The organism is Pseudomonas sp. UYEF17, from assembly GCF_040546125.1.
Classification (GTDB): Bacteria; Pseudomonadota; Gammaproteobacteria; order Pseudomonadales; family Pseudomonadaceae; genus Aquipseudomonas; species Aquipseudomonas putida_Z.
This window is the reverse complement of sequence record NZ_JBEPNE010000022.1, coordinates 60,672-82,439: the sequence shown is the minus strand read 5'-3', so window position 1 is coordinate 82,439 and position 21,768 is coordinate 60,672. Positions and strand designations below refer to the sequence as shown.

General features: G+C 60.4%; 13 protein-coding genes and 5 tRNA genes. 10 read left to right on the top strand and 8 right to left on the bottom strand.

The features are described from left to right. Window positions 1-125: 125 nt before the first annotated feature. On the bottom strand, window positions 126-1,013 hold the full coding sequence (gene htpX, locus ABIB24_RS23920; RefSeq protein ID WP_003259721.1) for a protease HtpX: 888 nt from the start codon (window positions 1,011-1,013) through the stop codon (window positions 126-128). A gap of 274 nt (window positions 1,014-1,287) precedes the next feature. Beyond that, on the bottom strand, window positions 1,288-2,499 hold the full coding sequence (locus ABIB24_RS23915) for a pyridoxal phosphate-dependent aminotransferase (RefSeq protein ID WP_013971543.1): 1,212 nt from the start codon (window positions 2,497-2,499) through the stop codon (window positions 1,288-1,290). A 167-nt stretch (window positions 2,500-2,666) separates the two neighbouring features. On the opposite strand from ABIB24_RS23915, the gene msrB reads away from it, so the two are divergent. Together msrB and ABIB24_RS23905 are read left to right on the top strand one after the other, a co-directional pair. Next, a complete protein-coding gene (gene msrB, locus ABIB24_RS23910) occupies window positions 2,667-3,062 on the top strand; it encodes a peptide-methionine (R)-S-oxide reductase MsrB (protein WP_085590101.1) in 396 nt (131 codons plus the stop codon). A 13-nt stretch (window positions 3,063-3,075) separates the two neighbouring features. Next, window positions 3,076-3,564, top strand: coding sequence for a glutathione peroxidase (locus ABIB24_RS23905; RefSeq protein WP_025338188.1), 489 nt, complete (start codon window positions 3,076-3,078; stop codon window positions 3,562-3,564). Here the strand turns inward: ABIB24_RS23905 and ABIB24_RS23900 are convergent. Continuing rightward, window positions 3,554-5,911 carry a hybrid sensor histidine kinase/response regulator gene (locus tag ABIB24_RS23900; RefSeq protein ID WP_354317369.1) on the bottom strand — a complete coding sequence of 786 codons (2,358 nt, stop codon included), beginning with the start codon at window positions 5,909-5,911 and terminating at the stop codon, window positions 3,554-3,556. The genes ABIB24_RS23905 and ABIB24_RS23900 overlap by 11 nt on opposite strands. Before the next feature lie 204 nt (window positions 5,912-6,115). On the opposite strand from ABIB24_RS23900, the gene ABIB24_RS23895 reads away from it, so the two are divergent. Both ABIB24_RS23895 and msrC read left to right on the top strand, forming a co-directional pair. Further along, window positions 6,116-7,003 carry an ATP-binding protein gene (locus ABIB24_RS23895; RefSeq protein ID WP_013971547.1) on the top strand — a complete coding sequence of 296 codons (888 nt, stop codon included), beginning with the start codon at window positions 6,116-6,118 and terminating at the stop codon, window positions 7,001-7,003. Then, window positions 7,004-7,486: a free L-methionine (R)-S-oxide reductase MsrC gene (gene msrC / locus ABIB24_RS23890; RefSeq protein WP_003260813.1), complete on the top strand. Its 483-nt coding sequence runs from the start codon at window positions 7,004-7,006 to the stop codon at window positions 7,484-7,486. A 127-nt stretch (window positions 7,487-7,613) separates the two neighbouring features. On the opposite strand, the gene ABIB24_RS23885 is transcribed toward msrC, so the two are convergent. Then, entirely contained in the window at window positions 7,614-8,381 is a 768-nt protein-coding gene (locus tag ABIB24_RS23885) for a hypothetical protein (RefSeq protein WP_137163263.1), read from the bottom strand. A gap of 377 nt (window positions 8,382-8,758) precedes the next feature. Between ABIB24_RS23885 and ABIB24_RS23880 the strand changes: the two genes are divergently transcribed. The 5 genes from ABIB24_RS23880 to ABIB24_RS23860 all read left to right on the top strand — a co-directional run bounded on the left by ABIB24_RS23880 (window position 8,759) and on the right by ABIB24_RS23860 (window position 9,321). Then, window positions 8,759-8,834: transfer RNA gene (locus tag ABIB24_RS23880), tRNA-Glu, on the top strand. A gap of 4 nt (window positions 8,835-8,838) precedes the next feature. After that, window positions 8,839-8,914, top strand: a tRNA-Gly gene (locus tag ABIB24_RS23875). Window positions 8,915-9,005: 91 nt separating this feature from the next. Next, a tRNA-Glu gene (locus tag ABIB24_RS23870) sits at window positions 9,006-9,081 on the top strand. 3 nt (window positions 9,082-9,084) lie between these two features. Then, window positions 9,085-9,160, top strand: a tRNA-Gly gene (locus ABIB24_RS23865). 85 nt (window positions 9,161-9,245) lie between these two features. Further along, window positions 9,246-9,321 (top strand) — tRNA-Gly (locus ABIB24_RS23860). 103 nt (window positions 9,322-9,424) lie between these two features. Here the strand turns inward: ABIB24_RS23860 and ABIB24_RS23855 are convergent. The 4 genes from ABIB24_RS23855 to ABIB24_RS23840 form a co-directional block, all read right to left on the bottom strand. Continuing rightward, the gene (locus ABIB24_RS23855) at window positions 9,425-10,507 is read right to left on the bottom strand and encodes a fimbrial protein (protein WP_274120093.1); all 1,083 of its coding nucleotides are present in this window, start codon (window positions 10,505-10,507) and stop codon (window positions 9,425-9,427) included. Beyond that, a complete protein-coding gene (locus ABIB24_RS23850; RefSeq protein ID WP_274120094.1) occupies window positions 10,504-13,029 on the bottom strand; it encodes a fimbria/pilus outer membrane usher protein in 2,526 nt (841 codons plus the stop codon). Before ABIB24_RS23850 ends, ABIB24_RS23855 begins: the two co-directional genes overlap by 4 nt. Window positions 13,030-13,287: 258 nt before the next feature. Beyond that, window positions 13,288-18,372, bottom strand: a complete 5,085-nt coding sequence (locus ABIB24_RS23845) for an RHS repeat-associated core domain-containing protein (RefSeq protein ID WP_354317368.1) — start codon at window positions 18,370-18,372, stop codon at window positions 13,288-13,290. After that, a complete protein-coding gene (locus ABIB24_RS23840; protein ID WP_274120096.1) occupies window positions 18,369-19,592 on the bottom strand; it encodes a hypothetical protein in 1,224 nt (407 codons plus the stop codon). The genes ABIB24_RS23845 and ABIB24_RS23840 overlap by 4 nt, the downstream gene beginning before the upstream one ends. 252 nt (window positions 19,593-19,844) lie before the next feature. On the opposite strand from ABIB24_RS23840, the gene ABIB24_RS23835 reads away from it, so the two are divergent. Beyond that, a complete protein-coding gene (locus ABIB24_RS23835) occupies window positions 19,845-21,656 on the top strand; it encodes a hypothetical protein (protein WP_274120097.1) in 1,812 nt (603 codons plus the stop codon). Window positions 21,657-21,768 lie beyond the last annotated feature (112 nt).

Genomic DNA, 21,768 nt, shown 5'->3' with positions numbered 1-21,768 from the left:
CACAGGTACTGCACAATCCTCAAGGTGTGTGGTGAACCTGTGGGGGCGGGTTTACCCGCGAAGAGGCCGGCACAGGTGTACAAAAAAAGGGCGACCGAAGTCGCCCTTTTGTTTTACCGGTTGGATCAACCGCGACGGCGCAGGGCCTCGATACGGTCTTCCAGCGGCGGGTGGCTCATCAGCAGCCCGGCCAGGCCGTGCTTCAGGCCACCATTGATGCCGAAGGCCTTCATGGTGTCGGGCATGTGCACCGGCAGGCCTTGCTCCACGCGCAGGCGCTGCAGGGCGCCGATCATTGCTGCGGTACCGGCCAGCTGTGCACCGGCTTCGTCGGCGCGGTATTCGCGGCGGCGCGAGAACCACATCACGATCATGCTGGCCAGGATGCCCAGGATCAGCTCGGCAACGATGGTCGCCACGTAGTAGGCAATGCCCTGGCCTTCTTCGTTCTTGAAGATCACCTTGTCGACGAAGTTGCCGATGATGCGTGCGAAGAACATCACGAAGGTGTTCACCACGCCTTGCACCAGCGCCAGGGTGACCATGTCGCCGTTGGCCACGTGGCCGATCTCGTGGGCCAGCACTGCGCGCACTTCATCGGGCGAGAAACGCTCCAGCAGGCCCTGGGAAACGGCGACCAGCGCGTCGTTGCGGTTCCAGCCGGTGGCGAAGGCGTTGGCCTCGTACGCCGGGAAGATACCCACCTCGGGCATCTTGATGCCCGCTTCACGGGACAGCTCTTCGACCGTTTGCAGCAGCCACTGTTCGTGGCGGGTGCGCGGCTGGCTGATGATCTGGGTGCCGGTGGTCATCTTCGCCATCCACTTGGAGATGAACAGCGAGACGAGGGAGCCGGCAAAGCCGAACACGGCGCAGAACACCAGCAGGCTGCTGAGGTTCAGGTCGACCCCGTTGGCGGCCATGAACCCGTTGAAACCGAACAGGCTCAGGGTAATGCTTGCAACCAGCACCACCGCGAGGTTGGTGGCTACAAACAACAGAATGCGCATCATGGTTGTTACGTTCTCCTGACGGATGAGTTGTCGCTTACTGCGGGGTATATAAGGGGCCTGCCGTGCCGATTCAATCGGGCGACTATTTCAAACTGTGTACGGCGGAGTATGGCAGAGGATGGCGCGGGGGCTGTGGGATAGAGCGTTGCAGGATGTAAGAAACATCCTGTGGGGTTTTGGGGCTGCTTTGCAGCCCATTCGCAGCACAAGGCTGCTCCTACAGGGGCATGCGTTCTCCTGTAGGAGCAGCCTTGCGCTGCGAAGAGGCCATCACTTACTGCGAATAACCCTTCAGGAAATTCCCGATCCGGCCAATCGCCGCCTCCAGGTCATCCACCCGCGGCAAGGTCACCACACGGAAGTGGTCCGGCCACGGCCAGTTGAACGCCGTGCCCTGAACGATCAGCAGCTTCTCCGACAGCAGCAGGTCGAGCACGAACTTCTCGTCGTTGTGAATCGGGCAAACCTTCGGGTCGATTTTCGGGAATGCATACAGCGCACCCATCGGCTTCACGCAGCTCACGCCCGGGATGTCGTTCAGCAGTTCGTAGGTGCGGTTGCGCTGCTCCAGCAGGCGGCCCGGTGGCAGCACCAGGTCGTTGATGCTCTGGTAGCCGCCCAGCGCGGTCTGGATGGCATGCTGGGCCGGTACGTTGGCGCACAGGCGCATGTTGGCCAGCATGTCGATGCCTTCGATGTAGCTTTGCGCGTGGTGCTTGGGCCCGGAGATGATCAGCCAGCCGGAGCGGAAGCCCGCCACCCGGTACGACTTGGACAGGCCGTTGAAAGTCAGGCACAGCAGGTCGGGGGCCAGCGAGGCGGTGCTGATGTGCACGGCTTCGTCGTACAGGATCTTGTCGTAGATCTCGTCGGAGAACACCACCAGGTTGTGCTGGCGGGCCAATTCCAGCATGCCCAGCAGCAGCTCTTTGGAGTACACCGCGCCGGTCGGGTTGTTCGGGTTGATGATCACCAGGGCCTTGGTGTTCGGGGTGATCTTGGCCTTGATGTCCTCAAGGTCGGGGAACCAGTCGGCCTGCTCGTCGCACAGGTAGTGCACCGGCTTGCCGCCGGCCAGGCTCACCGCGGCGGTCCACAGCGGGTAGTCGGGGGCCGGGATCAGCACTTCGTCGCCGTTGTTGAGCAGCGCCTGCATCGACATCACGATCAGCTCGGACACACCGTTACCCAGGTAGATGTCCTCGATGCCGACGCCTTCGATCTGCTTCTGCTGGCAGTACTGCATCACCGCCTTGCGCGCGCTGAACAGGCCCTTGGAGTCGCTGTAGCCCTGCGCGGTGGGCAGGTTGCGGATCACATCCTGAAGGATTTCGTCAGGCGCCTCGAAGCCAAACGGCGCCGGGTTGCCGATGTTCAGCTTGAGGATGCGGTGGCCTTCCTCTTCCAGGCGCTTGGCGTGCTTGAGCACTGGGCCGCGAATGTCGTAGCAGACATTGGCGAGCTTGTTCGATTTGCTGAACTGCATGATGGGATCCCGATTGAGAAAACGCGCTACGCCCCGCCGAAAGGTTTGAAAGGGCAGGAAGCGGGTGCCAGACTGAACGCCTGGCACACGAAGCCAACTAATATACGTGCCACCCGCGCCCCGGAAAAGACGGTGCGCAGTGAAATTCAGCCTGCCGAGGTCCCTACATGCAAAAGATCGAGAAAACCCTGGAACAATGGCGGTCGATGCTCGACCCCGAGCAGTACCAGGTGTGCCGCCTCAAGGGCACCGAGCGGCCGTTCAGCGGCAAGTACAACAGCGAGCGCCGCGACGGCATCTACCACTGCATCTGCTGCGGCCTGGCACTGTTCGATGCGCAGACCAAGTTCGATTCCGGCTGTGGCTGGCCGAGCTTCTACGCGCCCATCGAGGAAAGCGCGATGATCGAGATCCGCGACACCTCCCACGGCATGATCCGCACCGAAGTCACCTGTGCCCGCTGCGATGCGCACCTGGGCCACGTGTTCCCCGATGGCCCGCCACCGACCGGCCTGCGCTACTGCATCAACTCGGTGTGCATCGACCTGCGCCCGCGCGACTGACCGGAGCCCGACCATGGCTGGATCGATACTGGACATCCCCTGCGTGACCCTGGGCGGCGAGCACAAGAAGCTCGGCGACTTCCCCGGCAAGGCGCTGCTGGTGGTCAATACCGCCAGCCAGTGCGGCTTTACCCCGCAGTACAAGGGCCTGGAGCAACTGTGGCAGGCCTACCGCGCACGCGGCCTGGTGGTGCTGGGCTTCCCCTGCAACCAGTTCGGCAAGCAGGAGCCGGGCGATGCACGGGAAATTGCCCAGTTCTGCGAGCGCAATTTCGGCGTGAGCTTCCCGCTGTTCCGCAAGGTCGAGGTCAACGGCCCCGGCAGCCACCCGCTGTTCGTCGAACTCAAGCAGCGCGCCCCGGGCATTCTGGGTAGCCAGAAAATCAAGTGGAACTTCACCAAGTTCCTGGTCGACCCGGCCTCTGGCCAGGTAACGCGCTACGCCCCCACCACCAAGCCGCAGGCCCTGGAAGCGGACATCGAGCGCCTGCTCAACCGTTGACCGGCACCCAGTGGTCGACCAGCGCCAGCAGCTCTTCACGGCGGAAGGGTTTGGCCAGGTAGTCGTTCATGCCCGCTGCCCGGCAGCGCTCGCGCTCCTCGGGCATGGCGTTGGCGGTAAGGGCAACGATCGGCAGGTCGGGCCAGCGGCCGCTCTGGCGGATGCGCCGGCTGGCCTCGTAGCCATCCATCACCGGCATGTTGCAGTCCATCAGTACCAGGTCGAACTCGTCCTGTTCCAATAGCTCCAGGGCCTCGGCGCCCTGGGTGGCCAGTTGTACCTGGCAGCCGAGCTTGGCCAGCATGCCCTTGGCCACCAGCTGGTTCACCGGGTTGTCCTCCACCAGCAGGATGCGCGCGCGGCCTTGTTCCAGGGTGATGGCCGGGGTCGCCAGCGGGTGTTCGGGCTCATGGCCCTGCAAGGTGCGGCGCAAGGTCTGGTACAGGGCGTTGCGCGCCAGCGGCCGGGCCAGCTGGTGCAGGGGGGCGAGGGTGATCGACTGTTCGCTGGGCAGAAAGTTGCCGTAGGCGGTCACCAGCAAGATCGGTGTCTTCAGTGCCGGGCGCAGTTCGAACAGCTGGTCCAGGCTGTCGGTGATCAGCAGGTCGATGGCCGTGGCGTCCAGCCCCGCGCTGCTGTCATGGTGCTGATAGGCAAGGCCCCAGGCGGGCAAAAGATCCTGCAACAGTTCATCGAGCCCGCTGCCGGCCGCGCTCAGCGCCGCCACGCGCCCGTGCAACGGTGCCGGCGGGATGGCTTCGGTGTGCACCGCCAGCGGCAGCTCGGCGGTGAAGCGGCTGCCGAAGCCCGGGTCGGACTTGATATGCAGGTGGCCCTGCATGGCCTTGCACAGGTTGCGTGTCAGCGCCAGGCCCAGGCCGGTGCCGCCGTACTGGCGGGTGATGCCGGCGCCGGCCTGGGTGAACGGCTGGAAGATCCGCGCCTGGGCTTCTTCGGGGATGCCGATGCCGGTGTCGCGCACTTCCAGGCGCACACCGCCGACGATGGTCGACAGGCGCACATCCACGCGGCCGAAGCGGGTGAACTTGAGGGCGTTGGACAGCAGGTTGCTGACGATCTGCCGTACCCGCGTGGGGTCGCCAAGCACGCTGCTGGGGAAGTCGCGGGCGATCAGGCAGGTCAGCTCCACGCTTTGCGCGGTGTTCTGCGACAGCAGGTTGGCAGTGTCCTCGACCATCGAGCCCATGTCGAACGGAATGCGCTCCAGCTCCAGCTGGCCGGCATCGAACTTGGACAGGTCGAGAATATCGTTGAGCAACTCCACCAGCACCTTGCCCGAGTCATGGGCTATCGCCAGCTGTTGGCGTTGCTCGCTGGGCAGCGGGCTGTCCAGGGCAAGGGCGATCATGCCGAGCATGCCGTTGAGCGGGGTACGGATTTCGTGGCTCATGTTGGCGAGGAAGGCGGCGCGTGCCTGGGCCATGTCCAGCGCCCGGCGACGGGCTTCTTCCAGCTCCTGGTTGGACAGGCTCAGGCTGCTGTTGCTGGCCTTCAGCTCGTTGGTGCGTGCCGAGACGATATCTTCCAGCTCGTTGAGGTACTGGGTAAGGCGGTTTTCTGCGGTGCGCCGCTGCTCGATCTCGGTGGCCATGCTGACGAACTGCTGGTTGGCGACCTTCACCAGTACGCCGATCTCGTCGTGTTCGTGGCCGTGCGGGCAGGCCACGCGGGTTTGCCGGGGCTTGCGCGGATCGCTGCCGCTGAGCGCGCCGATCACCGTCACCAGCGGCTTGGTCAGCATCATGTAGAACAGCGCCAGGAGGATGCCGGTCAGCACCAGGCTGCGGGCGAAACCGTTGAGCAGGGTGATGCCGGCACGGTCGAGAAAGCGGCTGCCGAAGGCGTAGGTGTCCACCTCCAGGTACAGGGTGCCGAGGTATTCCTCGGGCATGTGGGTCAGGTACAGGCGTTCCTTGAACTGGCGCTGGTCGCCGAACAGGAAGTCGCTGAGCGGCCGGTAGCGGTCCTGCAGGCGCGGCCGTTCGACGTCGGCCAGCACTGTTTCGTTGTTGTCGATCAGCCGCGCACGGATGATCGCCGGCGACTGCAGCAGGCCGCGGGTCAGCTCCAGGGCCAGTTCCGAGTCGATGTTGTAGGCGATGCGCGAGGCCGGGTTGTGGCTGATTTGCAGTAAGGCGCGCACTTCACGGTTGATGGACGCGTCTTCGCTGGCATAATCGATGCCGATCTGGATGAGACTGAGCAATGTTCCCAGGATGAAGCCGACCAGGACTGTCAACCGGGCTTGCTTGTATGACAGGCGATTGGTGAACTTGATATCCATGTGTCCCGAGCCGGTTTCACGTCCCTTGCGCTGCGCAAGCATAGCCGAATAGCCCCGGCTGCTGGTGGGTCTGTCTGTTCATTTCAGTTGATTGCCAAGTGGGGGCCGCTTTGCGCCCCTTCGCGGGCTTGCCCGCTGCCACAGGTATATCACTGCCCTCGAGATTTGCAGTGTGCCTGTGGGAGCGGGCAAGCCCGCGAAGGGGCGCGCAGCGGCCCCAAAAAACTGAAATTCGTAGGAGTCGTCATGGACGCTCGCTTGATTGCTTTCCTGGACCGCGCCGAATCGGTACTGGCCCGCCTCGAACCCCTGTTGCCGGCCCAGCGCCCGAACATCGACTGGGCCACCACCCTGGCCGCGCGCTGGCAGCGCGATGGCCGCAGCGGCTACCTGCTGCCGCTGGAAGTCAGCCTGGACATCCGCCTGAGCGACCTGATCGGCGTCGACCAGCAGCGTGACCAACTGGGCCGCAACACCCATCAGTTCATCAACGGCATGCCGGCCAACCATGCACTGCTGTGGGGCTCGCGCGGCACCGGCAAGTCGTCGCTGGTACGTGCCCTGCTGGCCGAGCACGCCGGTGCCGGCCTGCGCCTGATCGAAATCGAACGCGACCACCTGGCCGACCTGCCACGGGTGGTCGAGCAGCTGCAGAAGCTGCCGCAGCGCTTCATCCTGTTCTGCGACGACCTGTCGTTCGAAGCCGGGGAGGGCGACTACCGGGTGCTCAAGAGCGTGCTCGACGGCTCGCTCGAGCAGGCCCCCGACAACGTGCTGTTGTACGCCACCTCCAACCGCCGCCACCTGGTGCCGGAAAAGGAGAGCGACAACGAGAACTGGAAGCGCGTGGACGGCGAGCTGCATCCCAGTGAAGCGGTGGAAGACAAGATTGCCCTGTCCGACCGTTTTGGCCTGTGGCTGTCGTTCTACCCCTTCACCCAGGAACACTTCCTGAACGTGGTCGAGCACTGGATCGGCCAGCTCGCGCAAACTGCCGGCCTGGCCTGGCAGCGCAGCGAAGAACTCGACATCCTCGCCGTGCGCTGGGCCACCGGCCGCGGTAACCGTAATGGCCGTTGTGCCTATCAGTTCGCCCGCTACTGGGTCGGGCTGCAATTGCTGGAGCAAAAGTAAATGATCGACCTCAATGCCAGTGGCGCCGGCCTCGACGGCTACAACCTGCTGGCGGCGCAAGTGCAGGCGCTGTTTGCCGACGAGCGTGACTTCATCGCCAACGCCGCGCAGTTTTCGGCATTCCTCTATAACCAGGTGGACGACCTGAACTGGGCGGGGTTCTACCTCAACCGCAACGAAGAGCTGGTGCTGGGCCCGTTCCAGGGCCAGGTGGCGTGCGTGCGCATCCCGTTCAGCAAGGGCGTATGCGGGGCGGCAGCGGCCACCCGGCAGACCCAGCGGGTAGAGGACGTGCATGCGTTCCCGGGGCACATTGCCTGTGACAGCGCGTCCAACAGCGAGCTGGTGATCCCGCTGGTGAAGGAGGGCAGGTTGATTGGTGTGCTGGACCTGGACAGCCCGAAGCTTGGGCGCTTCAGTGAGGCGGATCAGGTGGGGTTGGAGCGGTTGGCGGCGATTTTTCTGGAGTTGACCGACTGCTGATATTTGTTGCCTGTACCGGCCTTTTCGCGGCTAAAGCCGCTCCCACAGGGATCGCACCAAGCCTGAGGGCGATGCGGTCCCTGTGGGAGCGGCTTTAGCCGCGAAGAGGCCGGTACAGGTTAAAGCATCAGTCGTACATCACCTTCTTCTTCCAGGTCTCTTCCTCATCGGTCTTGAGCCCCTGGGTCAGTTCATTCTGCTCGTCCTCCGCCGGGGCCATGCGGTCCAGCACCTGGGCGTTGGCCCGGGCCAGCAGCTTCTCCAGGTACGTCAGCTGCTCTTCATACACCTTCGGTTCCGGCTGCTTGCGCAGGTACTGCACGCCGCGCTCGAAGGCCAGGCGCGCCTGGCCTGGCTGGTTCTGTTGCAGGGCCTGCTGGCCGAGGTTGTTGAAGAACTCGATATGCAGCAGCACCAGGATATGGCGGATTTCCTTGACCCATTGCTTGGCCTCGGGCGTGGGCAGGAAGCCCTCCTGGGCGGCGCGGGTCACCTGGTTGTGCAGCGCCTCCAGCAGGAAGCGCACATCCTTGGCCTTGATCTCGGTCTGGATCGGGTTGGGCGGGTTGTTTACCGGAATCTCCCCGCCTTGGGCAATCAGCCTCTCCAGTTCGGCGATGCGCGCCTTGATCTCGGCATTGTGCTTGTCCATCGCCAATTGACGCTGGTTGAGGTTGAGCTCCAGGCGGGTCAGCAGCAACTTCAGCGCGGGGGTCATGAACTGGCCGGGGAAGGTCTCGGTGATTTCGCCACAGCGGCGCAGGCGGTCGGCCAGCTCGATCTTCATCCGGGCGCGTTCGAGCTTGCCGTTCTCGACCACATTGTTTAGGTAGCCGATCACGATCAGCAGCGCGATACCCGCCACGATGAGCAGGGTGATCAGAAGTGGTGTCACCGTTAATGCCTCATTGAAGAAGAATTACAGCTTTGAGTGTAGTGAGTTTGCCGGGGGGCGAATAGCGGCTATATGCCTGTACCGGCCCTTTCGCGGCTAAAGCCGCTCCCACAGGTACGGCACCGCCTTCAAGCTGCGCACGGTCCCTGTGGGAGCGGCTTTAGCCGCGAAAGGGCCGGCACAGGATTGCTTCTCTCTATATCGGCAACCCATCCCGCATCTGCACCCCAACTCAACCGGAAGTCATTGATTTAAATAAATTTCTACAAAGGGGTTGACGCCTGTCCGAACCATCCATAGAATGCGCGCCACTTGCAGCGTAAAGCACACAGCGAAACGCGGCAGGGAGTGAAAGCAGGCAGTAATGCCAGCAGCGTGTCCCCTTCGTCTAGTGGCCTAGGACACCGCCCTTTCACGGCGGTAACAGGGGTTCGAGTCCCCTAGGGGACGCCAAATTGCGGGAATAGCTCAGTTGGTAGAGCACGACCTTGCCAAGGTCGGGGTCGCGAGTTCGAGTCTCGTTTCCCGCTCCAGTTTCTCCGGCAGCGCCTAAGGGCGGGGCAGGAAAAGAAAATCCAGGCTGAATCGTGAGGTTCAAACCTGGTGCACTGAAAAGTGTTGTGTGTCCCCTTCGTCTAGTGGCCTAGGACACCGCCCTTTCACGGCGGTAACAGGGGTTCGAGTCCCCTAGGGGACGCCATTTGCGGGAATAGCTCAGTTGGTAGAGCACGACCTTGCCAAGGTCGGGGTCGCGAGTTCGAGTCTCGTTTCCCGCTCCAGTTTAAATACTGTGGCGTCTATGCGGTGCAGTGGTGGTGAAGGTCTTCAAGGCGCTTCACGCCGATAGTGGTAAAGCTTCAAATTGCGGGAATAGCTCAGTTGGTAGAGCACGACCTTGCCAAGGTCGGGGTCGCGAGTTCGAGTCTCGTTTCCCGCTCCAAATATGTAACGCAGAAAGGAACCTTCGGGTTCCTTTCTGCGTTTTCGCATGCCTGATTTCCGGCGATGCCTGCGCGAACACCGGTGCGCAGGCATATCGGTACTCAGCGATAACTGATGGTGAAGTCGAGTGCGCCTTTGGCCAGGCCAGGCGTAACCCGGTCGTCGGTCTGGTAGAAATGCGCACGATAGGGCAGGCGGGTCTCAGGGAGTTCGAGTTTTTTTTTGCTCGAGACGTGTTCCTGCAGGGGGACGGGAACCCCCAGATCATCGGTTATCTGGATGCCGATGCCTTTCGCCGTCGAACCATTGCCCAGGCTGAACAGGCCCTTTTTCGGGTCGATCGCCACCGAGCCGTCGGTACCTGTCAGGTAGATGTAGGCGGTGGCGGTGCTCGCTGCGGGGTCGTCGTCGCAGTTACTCAACTTGATATGGAACGGCATGCTGGTTGTTGTGCTGTCCTTTCCCGGGAAGTCCGCCACTGTGTGGCTACCCAGGTCCACAGGGTCGGCACTCACGGCATCGCTTTCCAGCGTGCATTGTGCCTGGTGCAAGGTGGCGCTTGCCCGCAGGCGAAAGGCGTCAGGCAAATCCGTGGTGCTGCCATGGGCCAGTTCTTCATCCAGCACGACCGGCCCCGCCGCAATCGGCCCGGTCTTGACCAGCGTGACCCTCATGTTTATCGGGCCGATAAACAGAGGGGTGGCCATGGTGGTCATGTTGGTACCGTAGTAAGGCACGTTATTATCGCCGCTGGCCGATCTGAAGTTGTTGTTGGCTTGTGCGGCGAACGGCCAGCCCATCTCGATCACCGCGCCAACCCCTGCGATTCTTGTCCTGACGACCCTGCTGGCCAGGCGCCCGTTGCCCAGCCGCATAGGCAGGTTGTGGACGAATGGGGTGGTGTAATCGACGTGTGCTTCCAGCAGTCGATCGTCGGCGTTGGTGCATTGGACGCGGGTGGTTGATGGGTCGAGCAGCCCGCCAAAGAATTTGCTGGCGATGGGTTCACCGACTGGCAGATCCCTTGGCACCCATACGTCTGTGAAATCTGCCGAGAACAGCGCGGGGCCAGAGCCGTTCTGGGTGACGCAGCCTGATGCGGCATAGGCGGCTTGCAGGGGAATCAGAGGCAGGCTGGCGAACAGCAGGGCCGTCAGCAGGCGCGGGCGAGTGAAAGTGTTCATTGGTTGTTCCAGTCGGAGGGGGCTTGGCAGCGCAAGGTCTGCATGCGGTAGCCTTGTTCAAGCGGCAAGTTGGCGGGCGTGATATCGAAGCTGCATTGCTGCTCATTGCCTGCGGTCCATCTGGCCAGCAGTTGCTGTTGCTCAAGGTGGGTGGCCACCAGTGCCTGGCCACCTTGGCCGACCACCGCCAGTTCCTGGCCTTGGGCATCGCTGACTTGTGCGCCGAACGGCAAGGGGCGGCCGTCTGCTTGCAACAGTGTCAGCACCAGGCGGTTGACCCGGCGCGCCGCGAATTCCGCCAGTACTACAGCACCGCGGCGTGGTACCACCTGCGTGGCGCCGTTGTCGATTTCGATTTCCGGGTCGAGCTGGTCCAGTTGCAGCACCACGGGGTTGGCCCGGTACGGGCGCATATAAGGTGCCAGGACATAGCCGTCGCGGTTGGTTTTGCCCTGTTGTGTCTGGCTGACCCCGATCCCGGCGATATCCGGCACATGCACCACGGCGTTGGTTTCGCCTATGAACGGTGCCAACAGCATGCCGCCGCCGTGTGCCAGCAGGGCGCCGCTGGTGCTCAGTGACAGGCTGCGGTAGTCGGAGGCTTCGCTGTAGCCCACGCCGTAGTTGGCGTGGCGGCCCTGATAGGCCAGCGACAGGCTGCCACTTTGCTGAGTGTCGTTGGCCAGCGTGGCCCGGTAGTTCAGGCGCCGTTCGTCGAAGTGGCCGCTGAGGCTGGCGCGTTCGCTGTACTTGCCTGCACTGTGTTGCAGGTCGAACGTGGCGCTGGAGGCATGGGCGAAGTCCAGGGGCAGGGTGATGCCCAGGCCGATGATGCGGTCGTTGCTGCGCGACGAAGTGAGTGATTGCGAGGCAAACAGGTTGAGGCTGATGTTGTGCGGCAATTGCGTGTTGTATTGCAGCTGATATTGGCGCCGTTGCAGGCGGCTGTGCCAGTAGTCGTCCTGTGACAGGGTGAGGCTGAGCGCGCCGGCATTGCCGAAGTGCTGGTACACCGAGGCCTCCACCCGGCTGCGGCGGCTGCCCAGGTACCGGTTGGAGGCGTTGCGCTGCAGGACGGCTTCGTCGTAGTCGCGGTAGCCGACGGTGGAATAGCGGTAGCCGGCAAAGCGCAGGCTGGTACCGCTGTCGAAGGCCTTGCCGTAGCGGGCCGAGAGGCTGTTGCCCTTCACTTCGCCCAGCGCCGGGCCAAGGTCGGTGGTGGCTTGCGTGATGTCCAGCGACAATGCGCCGAGTGCCCCGAAGTCCCGTGCCAGGCCCAGGGTGGCAGCGCGGTAGTAGTCGCCACCGAGTATGCCGGTATACAGCGTGCTGTCCCAGCCGATGCCGCGGGCCAGCGCACCCTGCCATAGCGCCGGTGTATCGGCCTGGCCGGTGCCGTGGTAGCGGCCCAGGGCCAGGTCGTAGCGCCACACGCCGGCACGCATCAGGTTGCTGAGTGTGGAGTAAGGCTGGATGAAGCGGCGCACCTGGCCATCGGCTTCGGTCAGTACCACCTCCAGCTCGCCGCTGCTGGCGCCAACGGCCAGGTCATCGATTTCGTACGGCCCGGGGGCGACGAAAGTGGAGTACAGCGGGTAACCGTTCTGCAGTACCTCAAGCTTGGCGTAGGTTTGCGCCACCCCGCGCAACACGGGGGCGTAGTTCTGCATGGTGTCGGGCAGCATCCCGGTGTCGGAGGCCAGCTTCACGCCCTTGAACGGCAGGCTGCGGAAGACCTCACCCTGGGTGAAGGTTTCGCCGAGGGTGAGGGTGCCCCAGCGCGCCGGCAGGTCGCGCTGGGCGTAGGTATTGCTGCGCGTCCAGCGCAGGTCGCCCTGCTGGTTTTCGCGCAGGGCTTGCTGGCTGCGCAGGCGCCAGCCATACAGGTTGATACCGCTGTTAAGGTACAGGTCCTGGCTGTTGCGGCTGCCGCTGCCACGCCGGTTGCTGTGCTGGACCGAGGCCTGGTAATTGACGAAAGCGGCATTGATGCCATCGTCCCAGTGGCTTTCGGCGATGGCGCCGCTGGTGTCGCGGCGCAGGTAGGACTGCGGTATCGACAGGTTCAGGCGCAGCTTGCCGGCATCCAGGTCGGCACTGGCGCCGTCCAGCTGTGCGGCAAGGTCGATGCAGTTGCCTTCGTTACCGGGTTGCCTGACGGCCAGGTGCTGTTCCCGCACACCGATTTCACCCAGCAGTCCGGCGCTCAGGCATGGCACCAGGGCCTGGCCGTCGCTGCTCTCGTTGACCGTGATCTCCCGTTTGCCCATTGGGCTGAGGTTGACGTACAGATCCAGGGTGTAGCGGCCTGCTGCGAGGGGGCGGTGCTCGGCCAGGGCACGCAGGGCGAGGGCGCCGGCATCGGCGGGTTGGCCCGGGCTTTGGCGGATGAAGCCGGGCTCGAACTGCAGATCGGGCGGGGCGGCCACGGCTGGCAGGCTCAGCAGGCTTGCGCCGAGCGCGGGGAGGGGCAAAAAGCGCAGGCGTGACAGCGCCTGCCGGCGTTTGAAGGGCTTGAGCATGACGGATGCCTGGGTTGAACGTTGGAGCGCGGCGGTTAGGCGGTGCCGGCAGTGGCAAGCGAGGCGTGATTGGCTAGTGCGAGGCGGTCGCTTGGTGGGGAGGGAGGATAAGGAGAAAGGTGGGGAGGGGCTGTAGGGCTAGTCTGGGGGAAGAAGGGATAAGTCGGCGAGATTGTGTCAAATTGAAGGGGAAATGAGGTGATTGAGAAAGGCGGTGATGCAGATAAAATCTGCATCACCGGAATAGTTGTTATTCGTCTAGCTTTTCAGCCAATTAGAAAAGTCGACAGCTTCTTCGTGGTTATTAAAGTTATTTTTATAGAACCCTTTGTCCATTACATGTGTATATACCGTTGCTCCTTCAACTTTCAATGGCCTGGTTCCGTGAGGTGCTAGAGGTATACCCTGGCTGTCTACTTGCGCTTCGCCACCCGGAGCGAACCCATTGTTGCTGGGTGAAGTTTCGTAGTCTATTGACGGAGTCCTAGGGCGGGCTAGAGATTCCGAAGTGCTTGATAGACTCGTACGACGAGCGGGTTGATTGAGTTCACCGATGTTTGAATCCAATATTGGCGAATCGATAGATCTCGTTTCTGTATCAGCGTTGGGTACCATACCTGTGAGTTTCACGGGCCCGCCATCACCACCATCGACTTCCGCCGCCGCATTACGTCGTGCGTTATCGGCCGCTCTCCTATCCCTGCCTCCTTTGATCATCGCGGTCGTCAACGCCAGCGTACCAAGGATAGACAATGACAAGGACGCGATTCTGAGCTTCTGTTGCTTTTTCGGGTCTTTGGTGAACTCTACAGCAACCTGCGTAGCTGCCGATGCTACCGTCGCGGTTATACCTACAGCCAGCACTGTCAGGGCCAGCGGGGTGGCGGCCCCCCCTGTGGCTACGGCAAAGCCGATGGTCAACGCCAGGTTCATCGCCACAACGGCAATGTTCAGCCCGAATTCAACCCCACGTTTCTTCTTCTCTTTCTTCGGGTCATCGTTCGATCCCCAGCCGCGGCTGTAATGCCCGGTGGGGTCCTGCCACATCACCGGGTTGCCAAGGCAGTACACGTAAGGGTTGATGCCCGCCATTTCAGGGTCCATGTTGTCCGGGCTGTTGAAGCGCATCAGGCCTGGGTTGTAGGCGCGGTAACCACGCCCCAGCATGTACCAGCCCAGGAACCACTCGAGGGCTTCGGCATTGAACCCCAGCAGGCCCTGCAGCTTGCCTTCCTGCAGTTCGCCATAGGCACTGTAGGTCACTTCATGCACCTCGTCATTGGCCGCGCATTCAGCGATAACACTGTTGTTGTTACTGGCCATGTACAGGTTTGTTGCGCTGCCGTTGCCCGACTGTTGCATCCCCAGCGGTGTCACGCCGCTATACAGGTACTCGGTAAGCACGCCATCGCGCAGGGTGCTGCTGACGCGATAACCCTCGTAACGCCGTTGCTCCTCGGCCTGCGCGCCGTGGCGCACGCCCAGCAGCTGCCCGTGGCCGTCATAGCGGAAGCTGGCCAGGGCCTTGCCATCGGGGGTCGTTACGCTGGCCAGTTGGCCGGTATCCTCGTCGTACACCAGGCTGTTGCCCTGTTCGTCCTTCAGCATGTTGCCGTCGGCGTCGTAATCGTCCTTGGTGAACGTCACCAGTGCCGGGTAATCGGCCGTCAGCGTGTGGCTCACGCTTTTCAGCTGGAAGGGCGAATCTTCGAAGAAATCGTAGAAGGCTTCGTCGATTTCGCCGTCTGCGAACTCGGTCAGGCAGATGTAGATGTTGTCGTAGTCATCAAATTCAAATGCCTGATTGACGATTTCACGGCCCTTGCTATTGGTCGGCAATACGCTGCCTTCACACCTGTGGTTGTACAAGCGATCACGGTCATCATATTCAAAGGTTTCCGTCAGTACCGGCTCGCCCGCTTTGATCAGCCTGCGGCGGTGCAGCATGTCATCGTCGCGCCACAACTGGTCGATCGTGCGCTCATCGATAATGGTTTCCAGCTCGCGCTTATCGGTGGTGGTTTCAACACGGCTCAGCTTGAGGGTGCGCGAAGTTTCCCGGCCCCGATGGTCATAGGCTTGCGTGCACAGCAGTTGCTGTTTGTGGGTGGCCTCGGCGCTGTTGGTGGTCAGTGTCGTATGCAACAGGCCAGCACTGTTGTAAGTGAACACTGCCCGCAGCGAGCCCTGAGTGATCGAGACCAGCCTGCCGAGGTCATCGTACTCGTAGGCCTTTCGGCTGTTGTCGCTGTCGCTGTTCTCCAGCATGCGCCCTTGCAGCGAGGTGAGGAAATCACGCGTGTAGGTTTCGCCCGATTGCTTGTCTGCCCAGCTTTCACTGAGCAGGTAGCCTTGGTCGGTGTAGCTGTAGTTGCGTTTACCGTGCTCGTTTTCGGCTTCGGTAATGTCTGCCGAGGCCATGCTGTACTTGAAGTGGGAAGGCTTCTGGTTTTTCCCGGCGGTGATACGCGTTGGCGAGGTGCCGACCGCCAGATCGTATTCGTAGTTGAAGGTACGGCCCGATTTCATGACCCGTTTTTCCGGCAGTAACCGCGAGCCCAGGTACTCCCGCGTTTCCTGAAGTGGGCCAATGGTCATCGAGACCAGGCGGTCGATGTCGTCGAACTCACGCTCGCACACCGAAAGCCCTTCAGCGTCCCGCTGCGGGTGCACCAGTAGGCTGGTAGCCAGCTCATCGGTACTGTGGCGGGCGAACTTGCGGCTTAGCGCGGAGCCATCGGCGCGGTCGGTGCGCGCCATCCGTCCCCAGACGTCGTACTTGTAACCGGTGGTGCGTTTGTGTTCGGCGCGCGCTGTTCGCTTGCCGCTTGCCGGCACGCCGAAGGTAAAGGTTTCTTCGACGCTACGCCCAAAACCGTCATAGCGGTATGCGCGTGTCGACGCCGCGACGCCTTCTTCGTCTAGCGTTTGCACGTGCTCGGGTTTGTCGAAGTGGTTGAAGGTGGTGACGTTCTGGTTTTTACGCACACCGGGTTGATCCGGGTATTCCTCCCAGGAGGTGACGATATCCCCATCGGTGCCGAACGGGGAGCGTTCGGTGAACACGGTCACCTGGTCCGGGCGGACGGTGGCGCACCGGTTACCCCAGTTGTCGTATCGATGCTGGCTGGTCAGGGCCAGGTTGCGGCCGGGCAGGTGGTCGTAGGTGGTTTCTGCTTCCAGCTGGCCGAAGGCGTTGTACGCGGCCGAGTACACCTGATACGTCTGCTTTTGCCTGCTGCGTGAGGCCACCTCCTCGCATACCCGCTCTTCCTTGACGGTGCGGTTGAGGCCGTCGAACAGCATGCGGCTGATCACGCCCTGGTTGTCTTCGGTTTCCTGATAATTCTGCGCAGCCGACACTACATAGCGATAGTGGATCGTAGCGCGCCGCTCGGCATCGTCCGGTGCGGAGGTTTCGCTGGTCAGCCGATTGCTTGTGTCATAGCTGAAGCGCGTGACAGTGTGGTGAATGTCGACGTTTTCCAGCACCTGGCCTGTCAGCGGATGCTGGCTTTGTTTCGCGACCTTTTTGCTCAGGTTGTGCCCGGTGGTCGTCTGTGTGGTCTGCAAGACATCGCCGAATGCCTTGTGAAGGTCGCGGCTGAACTTCCACTCAAGCGTGGTGGTGGTGTCGGCCAGCACTTTGCCCAGGCTTGTCCCGTCATGCTCGCCATGCAGCGTGGTTTCGCGTTTGCTCATGCGCCCATGCAAACGCGCATTCCCTGGGTTGTCGAGGTAGCTACGCCTGACCGTGCTGAGGGGGCGCAGGGCTTGCGGATTGGACGCGTCCGACAGCACTTCCTGGTCGATGGCCAGCCATGTCGAGGCGATTTTACCGTGTTCGGGCAGGTCGGTACGGCCTTCCAGAACAACCAGCGCTTTATAGGTGAAATCCGTGCGCAGCGGAATCGCCCCTTGTACAACCTTGGCGCGCGCACTCGGGTAGACTGTCTGGCTTTTCACATGTTTCCTGAAGCCGTTAGGCTCGGCAGGGCATCTGCCAGCTTCGCCCGTGGCCTCGAAGTATTCCAGCAAGGTGTACGAGCCATCCGCTCTGATTTCCTTGATGAGATTGCCTTCGGGGCTGTATTCGGTGGTGATGCATTCGGAGCGCTCTTTATTGGCATCATCCACCATTCCCCAGGTTGTCTTGACTGTTTTGGCCATCAGGAAATTGCTTGGCTGATCGTCGAAGGGGGTGCCCAACTCGCCGTGATAGGCTATTCGGGTCAGGGTGACCTCCTTGCCCTGAACACGGGTTTCCAGGGTGGCGCGGTGGAAACGGTCGTACTCGGTCGTGACGATACGGTCGGCCTGGCCCGCACAACGCCGGGTAGCCGTGGACCAATAGCTGTAGCCTGGGTCGACGATGTCGTACAAATTGTCGCGGCCGTTGTTGCGCCATTTAATGCCGCTGCCGTTGCCCATGTAGTTTTCAGCGGAGTAGTCATAGTCTGTGCGCATTTCAGGCTGGTCATGCCCTGGCAGAACGCGATGGCGCTTGACCCGTGGCAATTTCTTGTCGACACCCGGCAATGAATGGCCAGGGTCACCGTCAACGCCATAATCCACGTGTTCCACGGCACCCGTTGGCCAGATCACTCTGGTTACACAGGTTTGCCCATGCACCTCCTGGTAATCGAACTGCCACTGGGTCTGGTCGGGCATGACTATGTGCTGCAGCTGCCGCCCATTGAATTTGAGCACATGGCTGGCCCGTACATCCTCGGCGTCAGGGTAGCGGGTGAACACGGTAGTACCGCCATATGTCACCTCCAGCAGCCGGCGGCCTTTGCCGGGGCCGTCGGGGTGGCCGTCGCGTACTTCAGTCAAGCAGAACCAGCCAGGCGCATTCGGGTTACTGGCATACGTCAGTTCGATCCATTGCCCGGTCGGTGCGTAGATGCGCGTTGGCAAGGCCACACGCTGTTTTCCTTCGCCCATGCTTTCGAGCACTTCGACCACGCCGGTACGGTGCACGACGCGGAAGAGACCTTCACCGTCCTTGTGGAAATGAAAGCTATCGAGTTTCTTCTCGCTGATGCTCTCGATGCCATCCACGGTGAACTGTTCGCCGGTAGACAGTGACAAGGCGCCGCCGCCTTCAGAGTAGGCGTGTTCGACAAAGCGGGTACCGTTCATGTCCCAGCATTCGCCGTAACCGACATCGCCCCCACCCATTGAGTTGTAATTGAGGACCGGCTTCAGATTGGGCCCTGCGCCGCTGTTGGCGACCAGTTCAGGGATCGTGATGCTTAGCCCATATTGCCCGGTACGTTCTTCGACGCGGTTTTCGACCGCGAAGTTGTTGGCGTTGGAATGCGCGGCCATGTTGCTCATGGGGTCACCTGTGATTTGGTATTGGTTGGGTAGTACAGCGTGCCGCAACGGTATCGGGTGTAGCCGTTTTCATCGGACTTGTGGGTACGGCCGATCATGACTTCGCCAGCGCCGCAGGTAAAATCGAATTGGTATTCCAATTTACCGTCTAGCCACTCACCGGGCTCTACGATCATCCTGTTCTTTTTGTCATTATCTATTTCGTCTTTATAAAACTCGGCGCAGGTGTAGGTGGTATAACCGTTCTCGTCGCCTTCATGTTTTCGTCCGATCATCACACTGTCTGTCGGGCAGGTGAAATAAATGTAGTCTACCTGATCTTTATTGTAGGTCACGGCTTCTGTGCAGTTTTTGTCCGGTGGCTCGGCACTCACGCTGCTGGGTTTACGTCTGCCGCATTCAGATATGCTTGCGGAGGTGAAGCTATTCTTCATCAGGATTTTTTCGGTGCCGTTACCTTTGACTTCGGTGCAGCCGTATGTTGTGTCTTTGTTCTCGTCGCCGATATGCTTTCGGCGAGTCATGACCATATTTTTTTCGCAGGTGACATCGCTATCTTTTTCTTTCACGGTGACGGTTTTAGTGGCTCCGAGTGTTACGGCTTTCAATTCCGGTATTTCATCATCGTCCGAAATTTTTATTTCAATACAGCTTAGCCTGCGCGTGATTCGCCCTGCGCCATTGCTGGTTTTTTCAGTAAGTTTGAATCCCACCGACTTCTCGTTTCTGTCGTTGACGTAGTCTATGTATTTGCCGGTTTCGAACTCCACCAGCCGGTCAATGCCAATTTCTGGAAGTTGTGAAGGATTGCGTGTGGTTTCGAGCCGGATGACAAAGCTCTTGTTATCTTCCGGGTCATCTTCCGTGTAGAAGGTACCGTCCAGTTTCGTATTGCACAACCAGTCGTCGGTCAGCAGGATTTCTGCTGCGGAGGGAATATCCTGCATGATGATTTCAGTGGGTTGCATGTCATAGCAGTTCCCTGTGCCGATACCACCTCTATCGGCCAGGGAAAGTTTCAATGTCTTGCCGGCCCCGGCAGCGGGGATGTCCACGTTGCACCGACGCTCGCCATGATCTTCCGTCTCCTTTGAAACCAGAGTAAGGGTTCCGGCGTTGGCATGGGGTGCAGTCAAGCCAAAAAGCATAAGTGTGAAAACTGGGAAAAGGATTGTCGTTGAAGCGAGGCGGGGCAGGCTTCGCCTTACCGTATGGGTCATGGTCGAGTTCCTTCGGTTTTGAAGAAGTTGTTGGCGCAGGCCGCAAGTGTTCGCAGGAGCGGGCTGGTTATGCTCAGGCTAAAATACGAGGCGCAGGTTGGCACCTGGCAGAAATGACAGGTATGGCTGCTGGAGCAGCGTGGCTGCGTGTTACCTCTGCATGCCGCTTGGACCTGTTATTTTTGCCAGTAGTGGAAACGAGCCGGCAGGCGTAGAACTTCATTCCGGAACGCTTGATACGGAGTGACAGTAATGAGTTCAACGGCTGATAACAGCCCCATTGCCAGCCTGGGGCAGCGCCCACATTCGAGTAACCCGAAACCCGTTATTGCAGGGTTGACTCAAGACCTTGAAGTGGATCTGGATGCGTTGGGCGGCGCCAATCTAAAGGCCTCTATCCGAGGGGCGAATCTGCAAACGGGTGACGTGGTGCTTTCCAACTGGCGAGGCCTGGATGCAGAGGGGGGTGCATTTGATCTGGTAGCGGATGGCACAGTGGTAACCGACCCGGATAACGTGATTGTAGAGATAGACAACAAAATAGTGACCGCTGCCCGCGGCGGGTATGCGTTCTTGTCTTATCAAGTCAATGATAGTGCAAGCGACGAGTCGCAACGGCAGTTCTGCTATGTAGGGTTGCGTTCCGTCAACCGATTGCCAGTGGTGCAGGTATTGCAATCCCATGATCTGGAGATCGACAAGAAAGAGATACAGCAACATGCTCACGTGGTGACAGCAGCTTATCAAGCCATACAAGAAGGTGACACGGTTGAGCTGACAGTGCGTCGCTTCAGAAGCGATGGCAGGGAATTGAAGCAGTTTGAAACGGGCTTGATCAGTCAGCAGAAGTTTGAGGGGGAACCGCTCGAATGGTATATACCCAAGGCCCAGTTGAATACTGTCGATACGGGGGGGTACCTGCAAATCAGTTACAAAATCAAACTCAAGGACGGCAGCGAACTCGAGGCTTCGCGAAGCCAGAAGTTCACGATCCGTGACACTAGCGCCATCGCTACACTACTGCCAGCCCCCCGTGTAGAAAATGGCGGCAGTGACGAGATTGATCCTGGCAATTACGCCAACGGTCTGCCGGTTGCCATTGACGCCTATCCGCAGCGTGCTGTTGGCGACTACATGATGCTGGCCTGGGTGTTGGCGTCGGGTGAAGCGCACGTGCAAGTTGTCCGTGTGGATCAAAGCAGCCTGGTGGCAAAGCAGTTTGTCCTGCGCATTGCACATGAATGGCTAGTTGCCAGTTTGGGTGCGGTGCAGGTGTTTTACCAGTATGTCCGTGAAGGTCACTCGCTGACGTCAGAGGTATTGCCGCTGAAGGTTACGAGGCCTCGCCTAATTCCCCCTATGCCCACAGTCAGGGGCAGTTCGTCGACCGGGGCAGCAGACGAATACAATATAAATGCCTTCGATATCAGGAAAAGTGGTGCATACGTCATCATTCCCGCCGAAGCCGATCTTCTGGTGGGTGAATACTTTGAAGTGCATTGGCAGGGCGAGGCGAACGCGGGGCGGGTGATCATTGAAGACTCGGATGCGGAAGGCACGCGGGTATTCAACGTGCCAGCCGATTTTGTCGCGTCCAATATGGGTACTACGCCGTCGAAGCGATTTGAAGTGTTTTACCGGATCGTTGACAGGAAGACAAACCTTTACTTGGAAAGCAAGCCAGTGAAACTACTGGTTTTACCCTTGGAAAAAGAAAGATATCACCGCGTTGACTGCCCGGATGCAACGGCTGAAGAAGAGTTGGTGTTGGTGCCAGGTGGTGCAACGCTGACGTTGGCTCCTTGGGCTTTCATTGATGAAAACCAACTGCTGAGCATTCATTTAAGCGGTGTTGGATCTGATGATAAGCCTGTGGCGGAAGTTTTGCGGGACAGTGTGCCGGTTAGCCAGTCGGAGGTTGAGGCAGGTGTCATCGATGCACTTTCTTACGCTGTGCTGGACACGCTGAAATCGGATGCCAAGTTTCGTGTCTGGGCCAGTGTCAGTTTTGACGGAACTCAATGGTGGGATTTTCCAGAGCTGGATCTGACACTCAAAAGGTGAACACTATTCCAAGGCGCACGCCGGATGACTTTTTCGAAAACATGGCAAGCCTTGGCATGCTCCACCGCCGGGGTCGTCAACATGATTCGGCCAATATCTTTTGCCGACGCCA